Origin of the sequence: Lachnoclostridium sp. An76, assembly GCF_002161355.1 — a bacterium.
Taxonomy (GTDB): Bacteria; Bacillota; Clostridia; order Lachnospirales; family Lachnospiraceae; genus Mediterraneibacter; species Mediterraneibacter caccavium.
On the sequence record NZ_NFHL01000001.1, the window covers coordinates 715,488 to 730,790 of the forward strand.

General features: G+C 50.0%; 14 protein-coding genes. 2 read left to right on the forward strand and 12 right to left on the reverse strand.

What is annotated here, in order from left to right:
- Positions 1-8: 8 nt before the first annotated feature.
- The 4 genes from B5G27_RS03255 to B5G27_RS03270 all read right to left on the reverse strand — a co-directional run bounded on the left by B5G27_RS03255 (position 9) and on the right by B5G27_RS03270 (position 6,442).
- A complete protein-coding gene (locus tag B5G27_RS03255; protein ID WP_143449632.1) occupies positions 9-1,685 on the reverse strand; it encodes a hypothetical protein in 1,677 nt (558 codons plus the stop codon).
- A gap of 124 nt (positions 1,686-1,809) precedes the next feature.
- Complete coding sequence (locus B5G27_RS16310) at positions 1,810-3,735, reverse strand: protein kinase domain-containing protein (RefSeq protein WP_087177527.1); 1,926 nt, start codon at positions 3,733-3,735, stop codon at positions 1,810-1,812.
- A 16-nt stretch (positions 3,736-3,751) separates the two neighbouring features.
- Positions 3,752-4,840, reverse strand: a complete 1,089-nt coding sequence (locus B5G27_RS03265) for a hypothetical protein (protein ID WP_143449633.1) — start codon at positions 4,838-4,840, stop codon at positions 3,752-3,754.
- A gap of 276 nt (positions 4,841-5,116) precedes the next feature.
- A complete protein-coding gene (locus B5G27_RS03270; protein ID WP_087177529.1) occupies positions 5,117-6,442 on the reverse strand; it encodes a class II D-tagatose-bisphosphate aldolase, non-catalytic subunit in 1,326 nt (441 codons plus the stop codon).
- A gap of 211 nt (positions 6,443-6,653) precedes the next feature.
- Here B5G27_RS03270 and fba point away from each other — a divergent pair, with 211 nt between their 5' ends.
- Positions 6,654-7,505, forward strand: a complete 852-nt coding sequence (fba, locus tag B5G27_RS03275) for a class II fructose-1,6-bisphosphate aldolase (RefSeq protein ID WP_087177530.1) — start codon at positions 6,654-6,656, stop codon at positions 7,503-7,505.
- Positions 7,506-7,577: 72 nt separating this feature from the next.
- Here the strand turns inward: fba and B5G27_RS03280 are convergent, their stop codons facing one another.
- A complete protein-coding gene (locus tag B5G27_RS03280) occupies positions 7,578-8,120 on the reverse strand; it encodes a hypothetical protein (RefSeq protein ID WP_087177531.1) in 543 nt (180 codons plus the stop codon).
- Between the two features lie 30 nt (positions 8,121-8,150).
- Positions 8,151-9,296 (reverse strand): N-acetylglucosamine-6-phosphate deacetylase, encoded by a 1,146-nt coding sequence (gene nagA / locus B5G27_RS03285; RefSeq protein ID WP_087177532.1) that lies wholly within the window; start codon positions 9,294-9,296, stop codon positions 8,151-8,153.
- Between the two features lie 116 nt (positions 9,297-9,412).
- Between nagA and B5G27_RS03290 the strand changes: the two genes are divergently transcribed.
- Positions 9,413-10,600 (forward strand): helix-turn-helix transcriptional regulator, encoded by a 1,188-nt coding sequence (locus B5G27_RS03290; protein WP_087177533.1) that lies wholly within the window; start codon positions 9,413-9,415, stop codon positions 10,598-10,600.
- A gap of 25 nt (positions 10,601-10,625) precedes the next feature.
- Here B5G27_RS03290 and yajC read toward each other — a convergent pair whose 3' ends face one another.
- The 6 genes from yajC to B5G27_RS03320 form a co-directional block, all read right to left on the reverse strand.
- The gene (gene yajC, locus B5G27_RS03295; protein ID WP_087177534.1) at positions 10,626-10,910 is read right to left on the reverse strand and encodes a preprotein translocase subunit YajC; all 285 of its coding nucleotides are present in this window, start codon (positions 10,908-10,910) and stop codon (positions 10,626-10,628) included.
- A gap of 71 nt (positions 10,911-10,981) precedes the next feature.
- Positions 10,982-12,163 carry an SIS domain-containing protein gene (locus tag B5G27_RS03300; RefSeq protein WP_087177535.1) on the reverse strand — a complete coding sequence of 394 codons (1,182 nt, stop codon included), beginning with the start codon at positions 12,161-12,163 and terminating at the stop codon, positions 10,982-10,984.
- A 130-nt stretch (positions 12,164-12,293) separates the two neighbouring features.
- Positions 12,294-12,722 (reverse strand): PTS galactosamine/N-acetylgalactosamine transporter subunit IIA, encoded by a 429-nt coding sequence (gene agaF, locus B5G27_RS03305; RefSeq protein ID WP_087177536.1) that lies wholly within the window; start codon positions 12,720-12,722, stop codon positions 12,294-12,296.
- Between the two features lie 58 nt (positions 12,723-12,780).
- Entirely contained in the window at positions 12,781-13,431 is a 651-nt protein-coding gene (locus tag B5G27_RS03310; RefSeq protein WP_087177537.1) for a hypothetical protein, read from the reverse strand.
- A 109-nt stretch (positions 13,432-13,540) separates the two neighbouring features.
- The gene (locus tag B5G27_RS03315) at positions 13,541-14,461 is read right to left on the reverse strand and encodes a PTS system mannose/fructose/sorbose family transporter subunit IID (protein ID WP_087177538.1); all 921 of its coding nucleotides are present in this window, start codon (positions 14,459-14,461) and stop codon (positions 13,541-13,543) included.
- The gene (locus B5G27_RS03320) at positions 14,451-15,281 is read right to left on the reverse strand and encodes a PTS mannose/fructose/sorbose/N-acetylgalactosamine transporter subunit IIC (protein ID WP_087177539.1); all 831 of its coding nucleotides are present in this window, start codon (positions 15,279-15,281) and stop codon (positions 14,451-14,453) included. Before B5G27_RS03320 ends, B5G27_RS03315 begins: the two co-directional genes overlap by 11 nt.
- Positions 15,282-15,303: the final 22 nt, after the last annotated feature.

Below are 15,303 nucleotides of genomic sequence, written 5' to 3' on the forward strand. Positions count from 1 at the left end.
TTCGCTTTTTATCTCACCATTTTTCGGCGTATCGCCCAGGCTGCCGCGGCAATTGAGACCCCTGCCGCCATTACTGCCGGGAACACAGCTCCTTTATCTCCCGTCTTCACCGCGCTGCCCTGGATCTTACCCGCCTGTGCCTGAGCCTCATTCTGCTCCTGCGGCTTATCCTGGTCTTCCGGCTTCTCCTGGTCTTCCGGCGGTTCCTGACCTTCCGGTTTTTCCTGGCCTTCCGGCGGCTCCTGGCCCTCCGGGGTTGACGGATCCTCAGGCTCGACCACATTGCTGCCTGTCAGCTTCTGTGAAGACACAAGGTAATAGGAGCAGTGGGTGATCCCTGAGACAGTCAGCGTACAGAAATATTCATTCTCCATTTCTGCGGAGACCTCACCGGCATATTCAAAGGTTCCGTCTGATTCATTTACATAGTACAGATGTCCCTCCTGTGCAAATTCCGTCGAAGCAGTCAGGCTGACTTCGGTTCCGCCCGGGACCGGCCCGCTGTGGGTAAAATCGAACAGTATGGACGGAACGTCCTCAGGAAGATCCTCGAGTATTGCAGGCAGCCAAAGATCCTGGACATTATACGGACTGTAATAAAATTGAACATGCAGATCCATATCCATTGTGTCAGTGATCTCAGTTCCGTCAAAGAACCAGGAATATGTAGGCTGCGATTCAACTCCCGGCGATGTCAGGGACATCGTTTTTCCGCTGTCTCGGAGCTGATCCAGCGTCTCCGCCGGCAGTACATACTGCTCATCCAGGTAACAGGAACCCATTTGGATGTCTACCGCAGCGATATCCGGGTCTTTTATCTGTTCTTCAATCTCTTCTACCGGGAGAAAATTGTGTTCGTCCGACAGGACCGCATAGTTCGCGCCCTGGTACGGATTATATATGCGGACTGTAGACCAGACAATGGAATCAGACACAGCCGCGTCATCCCCTTTCGCCCCATAACCGCTGTTGGTAATCGTGCCGCCGGTCTCATTATATGAGTACACGGAATACACGGGCATCTGCTGTAATCCGTCGAATTCACCCCAGTGCGCGACCTCTACATAAGAAAAGCCTGGGAACGCAGAACCCTCACAGCCTTCTGCTGAATAAAGATCATAGAGCGCCCACTCCACTCCGTCGTTTCTGACTATGCTGCTGAACGGATTGGAGCCAGCATCAGGATGAAGAGAGTGGTACTCCGGGTTCCCTACCAGATCCAGGCTGATCCCGAGCGGATAGTATTCCTGATCCGGCTCCCAGTACAAATAGGACGGTTCAAACACCCATCTGCTGTTGAACATTGCCGCGTCAAATCCAGGTGTGAAGATCTCAAAGACCAGTTTTACATTCTGTTCTTTTGCTTTTTTGAGGACACTTGCAGGAACGTCAGCCCTGTTCATGAATTCCACAGTCAGGCTTCCTGACGCGCCCTCAACCATCCGGATCAGATCATCCTCATAAATCCCAGTGCCATTTGACAGGCCTACATACAGGCCTTTCTCATCAGTCCGGGCATCTGTCTTTGATCCTGCCGCCGGTTCCGTGGACTGTCTCCCAGTTTCCGCTGCCGCCGGGGATGCAGACTGTCTCTCCGGTTCTGCTGCCGCCGCGCCAATGCATGGGACTGCCGCCATGGCAGCCGCCAGAGCCAGCGCACCGATTCTCATTTTCCAGTTTTTCATCGTTTTATTTTTTCCACCTTTCCGCAGCAGGTTTTTCCCGCCGCTAGTCTCACGGCAAGCATACCATACGCGGATTATATCTTTTTCAACTTCTTTCCGCTCAGATCCACAAAGCAGATCACTTTTACAGTTTGGATATGACATTTACCAGCATCTGGGTGCTCCGCTCCTCGCCTGTGTTCTTATCCCTGACCGTAGCGGTCAGTGTGGCGGTCCCCTGCCGCAGCCCCTGCACTCTTCCCCGCTCGTCCACTGTGGCGATATCCGGGTTATCGCTGGTCCATGTCACCTCCAGGACAGGATCCAGATAGCAGGCCCGGGCGTCCACGATCAGCCTGCCTCCCCGTATATCGTCAAAAGTCTCAACATACTTCCTGTTTTCAGTCGTGATCATATTCTGCTGCCAGCGTTCCTCATCAAAAAAGAGCAGATGACTCCCCAGCAGTTCCGTCATCTCGTAGGAATTACCCGCCCCGTCGACCAGAGTGCACCTGGTGATATCCAGGATCAGTTCACTTTCATCGTAATTAAAGTTCTGGAAGATCACTCCCACATAATCCAGATTGAAATGGTTAGGATCCTGGAACGGCAGCTCCATGTGGAGCGTATTATCTTCTGTATAGAAAAAATCATAGGTCAGGTCAGCATTCTGCCATCCCCGCTTGTCGCCTTCCCCTGTATAAAACGTAAACAGCGAATACGTGTCGATCACTTCCGAGGTATCCCTGCTGTGTTCATAATCCCTGAGCATGATCCGGACCGCCGTTGAAGTCTGTACCTGGACGTCCATGCGGTTGTCCACCAGAGGATAACGGACATCCTGCTGGGTAAGCACGACGGAATCATCCGTCTCCAGCGGAAATTGATAAAGGTCAAGCTTTGTATTTTCTGTCGTTACAACATCTGTCTCCCCGGATGCTGCTGAACCGCCCTTTTCCGCAGTAAGGCTCAGCCTGCCTCCGAAAAACGCGGCACATGCAAGCAGGACCGCTCCGGCTGCCCAGATGCCTGCGGCAGGTCTTTTTCTGTTTCCGGCAGACGGGGTCCGGAAGACAGGGATCCGGACTGCACCGGTCAGGATATCGCTCAATTCCTGGATGTCTGCCCGCATATCTCTGATGGACGGATACCGGTCCGAAGGCATAATGCGCAGGCCCCGGTTCAGGATGCGGTTGACCTGTTCCGCTGCCACTTCCTTCTCGTGGAGCAGGAGCCGCGAGTAGGGAGACACCAGTTCCTTTTCGTTGGAAATCTCCATATCTTCCGGTGTCTTTCCGTCACAGAGCATGGTATACCAGACTGCGGCCACGGAATACAGATCGGTCCACGGTCCCATTTCCCCGGTCCTGGAAAGCACCGCCTCCGGCGCCATATACCCCGGCTTTCCCGGATAATAATCTCCCAGATACGTCGTCTGGTCATCCATGGAGTAGACACTGTTAAAATCGAGCAGGAGCAGTTCGGTTGGAAAGGCGCCCTTTTCCCGGGGATCCAGGATAAAAATATTATCCGGGCTCACATCCAGATGCAGCAGCCGGTGTTCATGGAAAAGTTCCAGGATATTGAGAAGCCCGCGGATGCACTTTACCGTATCTTCCAGACTGGGAAAGTATCTTTTCTCTTTCAGCATCTCCGCCAGGACCTGTCCTTTTCTGGCTGTGAGGACCGTATAGACAGTTCCGTTCTCCTCAAAGGAATCCAGATTATCTGCGATCCCGCCTTTCCCCTCCGTGGCAAGCGTAAGGTGCACCCTGTTTCCCAGGAGATAGCTCTTCTTGTGGTCACCATATAATTTTTCCGCTCCCGGCCCTATCTCCAGACACATGTTTTCCCTACGTGTAATGCGCCCCGCCGGGTCGTAAGGATACAGTTCTTTGATGAGAACCTGATGGGTCTTTTCCGGCATCAGACTGTCCTGATACCAGGCCTGATATACGATCGAATTGCCGCCCGCACTCACGTATCTGCTGATCGTGTAACTCCTTCCGCCATGTGAGATCCTGTATCCCTCCGGAAGTCTGATCCGATTATCCATATCGTCCTTCTTCATTTCCGTTTTCCTCCGTTTATCTTTCCTCTTCCATGCCGTCCTCGCTGAACATTTTCCGGATCATCCGCTCCATTTTCAGGCTGATAAATTCATCTTCCTCTCCGCCCCGGACAGCCTGCAGGACCAGATAATCAAACGGTTTATCTCCGTTGAGCCGGGGCATCCCGCACTCCGAGAGCATCAGGTCCATCCTTCTGTGATGTTCCTCGACCGGCTTCATCTCTTCGGTCTGCATCTCATGGTCTCCTTCCGTTGCGATATATAAAAGCAGGAGTGTCTTCCGGTCCACATCTGTTTTTCTGGTGCGCATCAAGTAAATTGATTTCGCAGACGGCCAGTGCCTCTTGATCTCCCGGTGCACCCACGTATAGCCTGATGACCGTTTCTCGTAGGGGATCCCCATGCGCAGATATTCCTCCACTGCCTTTCTTATGCTGTAACTGTGTTCCTGCGGCATCCCGCTCTCTGACGTCTCCGGCCGTATGAGACAGTCCAGCATCCGGCAGAATTTGCGGTAGGCGGTATTGTGGTAGCGGCCGAACCTGGCCGCAGATGATTCCAGGAACCGTGTCAGTTCTTCCTCTGTTTCCACGCTCCTGAACTTCCGCCTCACATATCCGGTCAGATTCAGCGGCTGTCCCTCCTCCGGCATCGTCTCCTCTGATGAAATCTGTTTAAGAAAAGGCGGGCCGCACAGCCTCTCTTTCATCCGCACAGCCTGCATATATCCGATCCCTTTCCGCAGGCAGTATGCATACACCAGTTCATCCGGATCACGGTAATGGATCCCGCTCTCCACAGTCATGCCGAGAAGCTCCTCCGCCTGCTCTTCATTTAGTCCCAGGGCGAAACAGATCTTAAACGCTTCTTCCCTGTTTTGGGGAAGATTGCGGTCATGCAGCCAGTTGCGCACTTTCCTTGCAGTCTTTTCGCGGTCCTTCCCGCCTTCATATTCCGTCAGCCGCTCAGTGAGGAAGACAACCAGCGGCTGCTCCCCTGTATAGACCTGGAAAAGCAGACGGGAAAAGCTCCAGAGACCGGCATTTCCAGCCAGAAGCGCTTCCACTGCCCCCGACTCCTGCGCTGTTATATTCTTTTGCTTCACGGTCCGCACCTCCCAGAACACATATGATTTAACTATACCGTACCTTTGTCCGGAATTGTTCAACTTTTTTCCGCCTCTGTACCTGAAATCCAATCTATCTCTTTCTATCCTGATTATAACGTCCCGCATCCGTCAATTCCAGTATTTATCCTTTTCTCTAACAAAAAAAGACAATCTCCGAAGATCCAGGCGGCCAGGCCGCTGATCTTACATAAGATTGTCTCTTCTTTTTTATATTTTTCTATACTGGATCTGACTTTCTTTGCATTTTGCCGTTTACATCAGTTCTCTCTGATGTGTCGCATACAGATACTCATCGATCGTGTTCGTGATCCTGTCTTCGATCAGGGCAACAGGATCGTTTTCAAGCAGCCCTTCACGTACCTTTGTATACTGGATCGGCATGAACTGGCTCAGAAGGTTCAGCGGGATGCCGTGCGTGCGCAGGTTTGTGAGCAGACGGTCTGCCGCTGCCTCCACTGCCGGCACAGGCATATAATATCTGCAGCGGTCTGAGAAGGAATATTTCCTCTTCAGGCGCACCTCCAGCTCTGTGCCCTGGTAATGTTTCTTCCAGTTCTTGTCGTTCTTTAACATCTCCTCGTCCAGCACTTCCGCGAAACGGCTCAGCTCCACCTCTGTACCATAGAGCAGCTCTTTCTCGATATTTTCCAGAGCAAACATCGCCTCGCGCATCGCGAACGTAAGGCCCGGCCCTACTTTCAGGATGCCGACTCCATCCTCGACCAGTTCGCGCAGTTTGATCTTTGTCTGGTAATCCGTAGAATGTCCCTCGAACACAAGGCTCGGGAAGTCTTTGATCGATGCCATCAGGTCTTTTGCCTTCTCGCGGTCATACTCCGTGCATCCGCTGTCTTTCTCTTCCACACCCGGCTGTACGACGACTCCGATCACACGGTCCCAGACCTCATCGCCAAGTCCTGCCTCTGCAAATGCCTTCTCAAACGCTGCCACTGTGTTTTTAAAGTCCTCGACCTTTGTCACCTGGACCCCGTTGTCCTCGCTTCCGACTGCGCCGCCCGGGATCGGCACTTCGCTTCCAATGATATAGACCGGCGGGATAGCATCCGGTTCTCTTGTAAGGAGCTCTTTGTAAGTCTCCTCAGCGACCTGCGCCAGCCTTGCGCCGCGGCCCGCGATGATCTCATCTGACAGGCGCACATCCGGATCGTCGCTGTTTACCTTCATGCTGGTGTCGATATGGATCTTTGTAAATCCAGCGCCCACATAGCAGCGGATCAGCTCTTCTGCATCCGCCATGGCTTCCGCCTCGTCCTTTCCGGCAAATGTCAGCGGTCCCAGATGGTCTCCGCCAAGGAAGAGCCTGTCCTTGTCAAATCCGTTCTTCTCAGCAATATCAAGGACAAATTTCCTGAAGTCAGCCGGTGTCATGCCGGTATACCCTCCGTTCTGGTCACACTGGTTCGCCGTGCTCTCGATCAGCACACAGGAACCATCTGACATTCCCCTCTTTAATGCCGCCTCAATTACATAACCATTTGCGCTGCACACAGAGTAAATACCCACGCTTTTTCCCTGCTTCTGCAGCTCTACAATTTTTTTCAGTGGATTCTGACGCATTGTAATTTCTCCTTTTTTTGTTTTCATCGTAGCACTTTCGGACAGGGTGTACTTTGGATTTATTAAAGAATCGTTTGCATTTTTTAAGAAAGTGCAAAATAGAGAGACAGCATGGGCTGTTCTGTGCTATACTGAGAACGTAGCCGGCCTGTATTCTCAGGCGCAGGGCAGGAACAACTGTAAAAATCTATAAAGAAATGAGGTAGATCTTATGCCATTAGTTACAACAAACGAAATGTTAAAAAAGGCACAGGAAGGCCACTACGCAGTCGGCGCTTTCAATGTGGAAAACATGGAAATGGTCATGGCAGTCATCAAAGCTGCCGAGGAGATGAATTCTCCGGTCATCATGCAGACAACGCCTTCCACTGTAAAATATGCGGGTCTTGACTATTATCTCGCTATGGTAAAGACAGCGGCTGAGCGCGCGAGCGTCCCGGTTGCGATGCACCTTGACCACGGCAGCAGCTTTGAGCTGGCTATGCAGGCACTCCGCACAGGATACACATCCATCATGATCGACGGATCCCACGAGTCCTTCGAGGATAACATCGCCCTCACAAGCCGCGTTGCGGCAGCATGCGCTCCGTCCGGCATCAGCGTTGAGGCTGAGCTCGGAAAAGTCGGCGGAAAAGAAGACGACCTGGACGGCGGAGATGAGAATCCTTACACAGACCCGCAGCAGGCAAAGGAATTCGCAGAGCGCACGGGCGTTACTTCCCTGGCAGTTGCCATCGGTACAGCACACGGCATCTACAAAGGGATCCCGAAACTGGATCTTGACAGACTGAGCGAGATCCGCGAGGTCGTATCCATCCCGCTCGTGCTCCACGGCGCTTCCGGCGTGCCGGACGATGCGGTACGCGAGTCCATCAGGCGCGGGATCTGCAAGGTAAACTTCGCGACAGAGCTTCGTATCGCATACAGCGACGGCGTGAAAGAATATCTCAAAGAAAACCCGGATGCATTCGATCCGAAGAAATACGGCACGGTCGGAATGCAGCATGTAACTGAGCTTGTAAAACAGAAGATCAGCGTATGCGGTTCTGAGGGACAGGCCTAAATCGATTCAGGGACACCCTGAAACTTAATTGGGGACGTAGTAAAATCCGATTTTACTACGTCCCCAATTCAATTATTTTTTCATTTTGATCAGGGCAACGATATGAAGCACCCCGAAGTAAACTCCTACCACTGCCAGGCACCCGCTGAACACCCACAGCTTCGTGGAATAATCTTCTGTGTACGCATTCAGCAGCACCAGCACGGAGAACAGGAAGTAAAGGATGATCAGCGCGATGATCCGCCCTTTCTCCTTATTCTCGATAATGTACCGGAGCGCGGAAACACGCCGCTCAAAGTCCACGTCCGTGACAGGTTCCAGCTTTTTCAGGAAAACCATCCTGAAAGAAAACTCTGCCAGAGCCATCATGACCGCCCACGCGATCACTGCCTGGAGAACTGTTAAAAATGTCGCTCCAAAGAGGATCGCCGCAAACAGGATCACAACAAACCGGTTCTTAAAAAATACTGCCGAGTTCTCACTCTTCTTATCTACCAGATACCCTTTCTTTGTGATCATGTCATAGAATATGACGCGCCCTTTTTTGTCCGTATAAATATTTCTGCCTGACAGGCGGATCTTCTCCACCGGTTTAGCCCCTTTTTTCTTACTCATCTCTCTAACCACATCTTTCGTTTAGTCTGTTTATTTTTCAAGCATCGCCTTGCCCATGCAGTATGTCTGGAGCACATTGTAATCGCGGTCAAGAACTACAAGGTCTGCATCCAGCCCGACTTTGATAGAGCCTTTTCTGTCGTCAATGCGCAGGCATGCCGCCGGGTTCTTCGTACAGGAGTTGATCGCAGTATCGATCGGCACAAGAGCCTCCTCGATCAGGATGCGGAGACCTTTGTTGATGTTCAGCGTAGATCCTGCCAGCCCCTTGGATGATGTCAGGTGCGCGCTTCCGTCTTCGTAAATCTCGATCTCGTTTCCGCCGAAGATGAATTTCGATCCCGCCGGAGATCCCTTAGCCATCAGTGCATCGCTGACCATGATGCCATAGTGCGGTCCCTTTGCGTCAAAGAACATACGCAGCGCGGCAGGTGTAGAGTGGTTGCCGTCGCAGATGATCTCGCCGTACATGCTCTTCATGCGGTATGCTGCGCCCACAAGACCGTTTGCCCTGTGGTTGAACGGTGTCATTCCATTATATACATGTGTCATGGATCTCGCACCGTGGGCAAATGCCTGGACCGCCTGCTTGCTCGTAGCCGCAGAGTGTCCGATGCTGACTACCACGCCGTGCTCTGAGCAGTAACGTGTCAGAGCGAAATCTTCGTCTGTCTCTGTTGCCATTGTGATATACCTGATCAGCCCGTTTGCCGCTTCCTGATATTTCTTAAACTGTTCGATCGTCGGCTTAACGATATACTGTTCCGGCTGAGCTCCCTTATACTTCATGTCAAGATAAGGTCCCTCAAAATGCACTCCCAGGATCTCCGCACCTTCATATCCGCCGTTCACTACCTTTGCCACATTTTTCAGCGCATTGGTGAGCACTTCCTCACTCTGAGTGATCGTAGTCGCAAGGAGCGCTGTCACACCCTCGTTGACAATATTCTTTACCCAATAGCGCAGTCCCTCTTCTTCCGCATCATTTGTATCAAATCCATAAGCCCCGTGGCAGTGGATATCGATAAATCCCGGAAGGATCCAGCTGTTCCCGTAATCCTGATCCACCGGCTTTGTCCCATACTCACAGATATCAACGATTTTCCCGTCTTTTACTTCAACCTGAGCTTCCACAAACTGGTCCGCAAACCATACCTTTTTACTCTGAATGATCATAACAATACCTCCTGCCTATTGCCGGGATCAGTAAAATCCCGTATCTTGATTTTTAAAAAAACATGTAATATAATTTAAAAAGTACAAATGCTTTTATGCATCACGAGGGAACAAGTATGACAAATAAACAAACAAATGACAGTACTTTCAAATCATATGGATCTTTTTATGATGAGCCAGTAGATGTGCAGAAGCATAATCTGATACGTCAGGAGATTTCTTCTCCTTCAAAAAAACTGACTCAGCTGTTTGTATTTTCAAGCGAGGTGTATATCGAGTGCCCTCTGGGAGTCGCGCTGATCCTTGTCTCAGATTCACCTGACATGGCAGACCTGAAGCCATTTCCGGTCCGGCATTACATAAAGCTGAAACCCGGGATCTACTTCAACCTGATCCCACAGACGACCCCTTTGACATGGACATTGGCATCGCCCCATGTACAGCCGCAGACAGTACCTCTCCCATCCCCGTATACCTATCAGCCTGTATCTGTCCCGCTCCACGTGCGCAGGATACTCGACTGCTGGTTTACCAAACACTCAAAGCCCTGCCAGATCATCAAACCTGTGCACAGGTCTTATGAACTGCTTTACATATATGAAGGCTCAATGCATGTGGAACTGTCCTCCGGCAGATATTCTCTCCAGCCTCACGACCTGATCATATACCGTTCAGACCGCGCAGTTCTGGATATCAGAGAGAACTGCTCCTACCTGACCGCTGTTTTTGAGTTAAACCAGCGTAAAACCCTGCATATCCTGAACAATACGTTCCACTGTACGAGCGAACTCCAGCAGATCCTCTGGAAGCTCCTCATCGAAAGCGGGGAAAATTCATACTATACAAAGACTCTCATGGAATGCTATCTCCAGGAAGCGCTCCTGCTGCTGATGCAGTTCTATGAGTCGATCAGCCACAAGACACTCTTTGCAGACAACAATTCTGCAAGAAACGATCTGCTCTCAGAAATCCTTTCTTATATGAACAAAAGGATCACCGAGCCGATCACTATCGAGGAAATATGCCATGAGTTTTACATCTCGCGCTCCTCGCTTCAGGCGCTGTTCAAAACTCATCTGAATACCTCGCCCAAAAATTATCTGCTCAACATCAAGCTCCAGAAAAGCAAGGAGCTGATCCGGCAGAGCCAGTATACGATCAGCGAGACCGCATACATGCTGGGCTTTAGTTCCATCCACTATTTTTCCCGGCTGTTCAAAAAGTATTTCAACACCACGCCGAGCGCATATGCAAAAAAAATAGCAGAAAACCAGAACAAACAACAGAATGAGCATCAGGTCTGAACATCCCGGACCTGAATGCCGTCTGTTACTCGGAAATCACATTCTGGATGCTGTAGCGTGAGATCTGGATCACAGTACTTTTATTCACTTCTACATCGATCACATCATTCTTGATCCTGACGATCTTTCCGTAAATCCCACCTGCAAACAAAATCCTCGCCCCTACTTTTATCGCGCCCTGGAGATCCCTCATTGCCTCTCTGTTCTTCTTCATATTCCTTGACGAAATAAAGAGCAGGACAAGCGCGCAGATCCCGAGCAGGACAGCGACTGTTATGCAGGTCCATATAATGACAGTTACATTGTTCATAGCTGTAATTTATCCTCCTTGCCGAAGGTGCCTCAAAACAGCTTTGAGGCACCCTCCCTTTTCCGTAAGTCTTATTTTCTTGTATACGGATACAGGGTAACTCCCTGGACCACTCTGTTTACCTCGCCTGTCGGGCACGGATTGTCCGGTGTGATGCCAAGTGACAGTGATTTCAGCACTGCCAGAGTCTGGGCAAACAGGATATAATCCAGTCCGAGCAGGATATTCTCGTTCTCTCCGTCCAGTCCGTATACTACGGAGTAATCTGCGAGAGCTGCAGCAGCATCGTCCTGGCTGCTCATAACAACAACAATCTTATTGCCTTTGCGCTGTCCGCTCATTTCCTTAACCAGATCCATCTCGTACTGTCTTGTATACGGGTCATCGCTGAGGTATACGACTGTGAGAGTTGTGTCATCCACGATGGACTTCGGTCCGTGACGGAATCCCATCGGAGTATCATACATTGTAACAACGCGTCCTGCTGTCAGCTCAAGCATCTTGAGTGCAGACTCCTGGGATGTGCCTTTCAGAGTATTGCTTCCAAGGTAAACGATACGCTGGAAATCATACTCGTCAACGATCTTCTGCGCCACGCCGTACTGATCATCAAGGAATGCCTGTCCAGCTGCGATGATCTTGTCCACTTTTGCAATAGTCTCATCGAGTTCATCCAGGTGGAAGCACAGAAGAGTCGCCAGATACATATTGGAATAGCTTGATGTCATTGCAAAGCTCTGGTCATGTGTCTCGTCTGTCAGGTTGATCGCGTAGCAGTTCTCTGTTGTAGCAGCACGTTTGGAGAGTGCTCCGTTCTTATTGCATGTCACAAACAGATGGTATACATTGTCGCACACAGCCTCGGCAGCATCCACAGCGCCGACAGACTCCGGTGAATTTCCGGAACGTCCGAAGCTGATCAGAAGAGTCGGCTTTGTACGGGAGAGATAAGCCTCCGGTGTAGCAACGATATCTGTTGTCCCGTAGGATTTTGCCTTATGGTCCAGAAGTCCTGCCAGATGCGGGAACAGTGCGTTCCCAACGAACTCGCTGGTGCCGGCGCCTGTCAGGATTACATCAAAGTCATCGCATGTGATCACCTGATCGATAAACTTCCTGATCTCATCTTTGTGCTCTCTGATCTGAGCGCATGTCTTTTTCCATGTTGCTGGCTGCTGATAGATCTCAGTCAGCGTAAATGTTGAGAATGTGTCTTTCATCTTATCTTCTGTGATATTAAAGATTGTACTCATTGTTTTTCCCCTTTCATTTTTTCATTGCCGCGTAACGGCTTTATCACGCATCCGGCAGATGCGCTGCTCCATGCCGGCTCTTGCGCCGGCTGAAACTCAGTTTTCATACATTTATAGTATGCAGCCAGTTTTAGATCCCGTCGTCTGACGCTTCCTGAACTACCTGCTTGAATTCGTATTTTGTCACCTGCTCTTTTCCCGTCTCCAGTACGGAATCTACCAGTTCGTCCAGGTTATCCATAAATTTGCGTGACATCACGATCTCAACCAGCATAGGAAGGTTCGTGCCTGCAACGATACGGATGTTATCCTTTCCATGTCCGATCTGTGCGGAAACATTGAACGGGGTTCCTCCCATAAGGTCTGTAAAAATGATGACCCCTTCACATTCCTTTAATTCATCGAGCGCTTTTGTTATCTCACGTGTGAGATCTTCTGTGCTGTATGTCGGCAGAAAATCAACTGCCTGATATGCCTCCTGCTCGCCTGCGATCAGGTTCACGGAGCTTGTAATGCCTGTACCAAAATTTGCATGTCCTGTAACTAATAATCCAATCATAATCTCTCTCCTGTTCTAAACATGTTTAACGCCTGCATCTGCAAGGCATGTACGTATATTACGCCTCTGCTTCTTCCAGATATCTGTCAACAACAGGCATATAAACTGCCTTTGGATGAAAACATGCTTTCGCACTCCTCATATACTCGAGTGCATTTCTGTCGTCTCCCAGATAGGAATACTGTTTTGCAACCATAAACAGAACTACGCCCAGCGCAAATCCGTAATAAAGCTTGGAATTGATATCCTCTTCCATTTTGTCGATCAGATCGCTCCTCTTATCCAGCATCACCGCATAAGATTCTTCACTGTAACGGATAAATTTCTGATTTCCTGTCTTTCTGATCGCTTCAAGGATCCAGTCCGCGTATTTTCGGTTTCCCTTGATCAGGAATGTGTGGAAATACGTTTCCAGGAAACTCTCCCTGTCATCAGGACGGTATTTTTCAGCCTTCAGCATATGTTTTAAAAGCTTTTCAAACTTATCCTCTTCTTTCGTCACGTAAAAAACACGCAGCTTATAAAGATCACACACATATTCGCCGAGGAGCCTGCGGGTCATTCCCATATCAGCGATCCGTTCCACAGTCTCGCTGTCCCGCTTCCTGAGACTTTCGTTCAGATTGTGGAGCTGGAAATTTTTAATGCCCTGAAATATAAGATATGCGGCAAACGCCACTACTACTATAAAAATTGTTATCGGATTCAAACAGCCACCTGATTTCTCTCTAGATTAATATGAGGGGGGGATCTGGATCCCTCCCCTCATTCCTCCGGCGCGAAACGCGCTGGAATCATATTTGTTTTAATAACCGCTGTTATTCAGCAGCTTCCTCCGGCACCGGATACTCATACCACTCAACAAGCGGTGTATATCCACCCGGAAGTGTATTTCCGTCAGCGTCCATAGCCTGGGAGTTACCTGTCCAGATACCGAACGCACATCCTACGATACCTACTACAAGGATAAGGATGATACATCTAACCGGTGTCCAGCCCTTCTTGATCAGCACATAGATACCAAGTGTGATCAGGAGCGGGATCAGCTTCGGCAGTACGCCGTCAAGCAGGCTCTGGATATTGATCTGTGTCTCGCCAATGATCAGGCGGACAGTTGTAGCTCCATAGTTTGCGATAAGACCACCAACTACGAAGATACCAAGGATGCTTGCTGCACGTGTAAACTCTTTTGCATTAGATGTAAGAAGAGTAACAGCTTTTGTTCCAAGTCCGTAGGCCCAGTACATAAGTCCGAAACGTACTACAAACTGAACTACGTTGAAGATGATCAGGAAGAGGATCGCACCAATGATCTGTCCTTCCATAGCCATGTTCGCTGTAAGACCAGCTGTGATCGGAACAAGTGTCAGCCAGAACAGAGCGTCACCGATACCGCCGAGAGGACCTGCCGCAGAAATACGTACGGAACGGATCGTCTGTGTATCAGCTTTGTTCTGCTCCAGGGAGAGAACAATACCCATTACGAATGTTACAAGGAACGGGTGAGTGTTCAGGAAATCCAGGTTGTGAGCCATAGAAGCCTTCAGGTCTTCTTTGTTTGTATGTATTTTCTGAAGACCCGGAAGGATGCCCCAGAGCCATCCACAAGCCTGCATTCTTTCATAGTTGAAGGATGCCTGTAAGAAACAGGACAGCCATACCATCTTATTTAATGTTTTGTTGTCCAGCTTCGGTGCCGGAGTTAAATCCTGATATTTATCTGGAATATTATATGCCATCCGAGTCACCTCCTACATATCCTGCGCCTGCGCCTGCATTCTGTTTGATCTTTGTCTGTGTGTTGAAATCATAGAGGGCGATAGCCACACCTACGAATGCACACAGGATCAGAGTTGCTCCGGAAGTTGTCGCATTTGCGCTGCAGAGCAGTGCCATAACGAAACCTGCCAGAAGGAATCCCCACATCTCGTTGGACATCATAACTTTCATCAGGATCGCGAATCCGACGAACTTCATAGCGCCGCCTGCTGCGTCCAGACCAGCCATTACCCATGAGAAGTCATAGGAGAACTGCTGAAGTGTCTCACCGAGTGCAGAACCGCCATAGAGACCAGCAACTGCCAGGATACCAAACAGACATCCCAGAACGCCCATCTCAAGGAAGTTCAGGTTGCGGATACCTTTTACATTAGCTTCCTCTGCATATTTGTCAGCTTTAGCCATCATACCTGACATAAATGTAAATGTCAGAGTAACAGCGTACTGTCCAAATACTGCGAACGGAATTGCAAGACCAAGTGCTGCGCCAACGCCGTCAGCAGTTGCCTCCATGTTAAGAGATACTGCGAAGATCGTTGCCATGATACCACCGAGGATTGCGTTCGGCGGCTGAGCACCACCGATCGGCATGGAGCCGATCTGGATCAGCTGGTAAGCACCACCAACTACGATACCAAGCTCAAAGTTACCAAGGATAGCACCGATGATCGGGCAGGTAACGATTGGCTGGTACAGAGACTCTAAGAAGCTGAACTGGTCGATTCCCATGATAAATGCTACCACGAAGACCAGTATTGCCTGGATAATTGAAATCTCCATATTTACTCCTTTCCATTTAACC

What these genes read in the sequence shown, in the direction of transcription:
- B5G27_RS03255 (WP_143449632.1), bottom strand. Translation starts at nt 1,685, where the DNA reads ATGAAAAACTGGAAAATGAGAATCGGTGCGCTGGCTCTGGCGGCTGCC.
- B5G27_RS16310 (WP_087177527.1), bottom strand. Translation starts at nt 3,735, where the DNA reads ATGAAGAAGGACGATATGGATAATCGGATCAGACTTCCGGAGGGATAC.
- B5G27_RS03270 (WP_087177529.1), bottom strand. Translation starts at nt 6,442, where the DNA reads ATGCGTCAGAATCCACTGAAAAAAATTGTAGAGCTGCAGAAGCAGGGA.
- fba (WP_087177530.1), top strand. Translation starts at nt 6,654, where the DNA reads ATGCCATTAGTTACAACAAACGAAATGTTAAAAAAGGCACAGGAAGGC.
- B5G27_RS03280 (WP_087177531.1), bottom strand. Translation starts at nt 8,120, where the DNA reads ATGAGTAAGAAAAAAGGGGCTAAACCGGTGGAGAAGATCCGCCTGTCA.
- nagA (WP_087177532.1), bottom strand. Translation starts at nt 9,296, where the DNA reads ATGATCATTCAGAGTAAAAAGGTATGGTTTGCGGACCAGTTTGTGGAA.
- B5G27_RS03290 (WP_087177533.1), top strand. Translation starts at nt 9,413, where the DNA reads ATGACAAATAAACAAACAAATGACAGTACTTTCAAATCATATGGATCT.
- yajC (WP_087177534.1), bottom strand. Translation starts at nt 10,910, where the DNA reads ATGAACAATGTAACTGTCATTATATGGACCTGCATAACAGTCGCTGTC.
- B5G27_RS03300 (WP_087177535.1), bottom strand. Translation starts at nt 12,163, where the DNA reads ATGAGTACAATCTTTAATATCACAGAAGATAAGATGAAAGACACATTC.
- agaF (WP_087177536.1), bottom strand. Translation starts at nt 12,722, where the DNA reads ATGATTGGATTATTAGTTACAGGACATGCAAATTTTGGTACAGGCATT.
- B5G27_RS03315 (WP_087177538.1), bottom strand. Translation starts at nt 14,461, where the DNA reads ATGGCATATAATATTCCAGATAAATATCAGGATTTAACTCCGGCACCG.
- B5G27_RS03320 (WP_087177539.1), bottom strand. Translation starts at nt 15,281, where the DNA reads ATGGAGATTTCAATTATCCAGGCAATACTGGTCTTCGTGGTAGCATTT.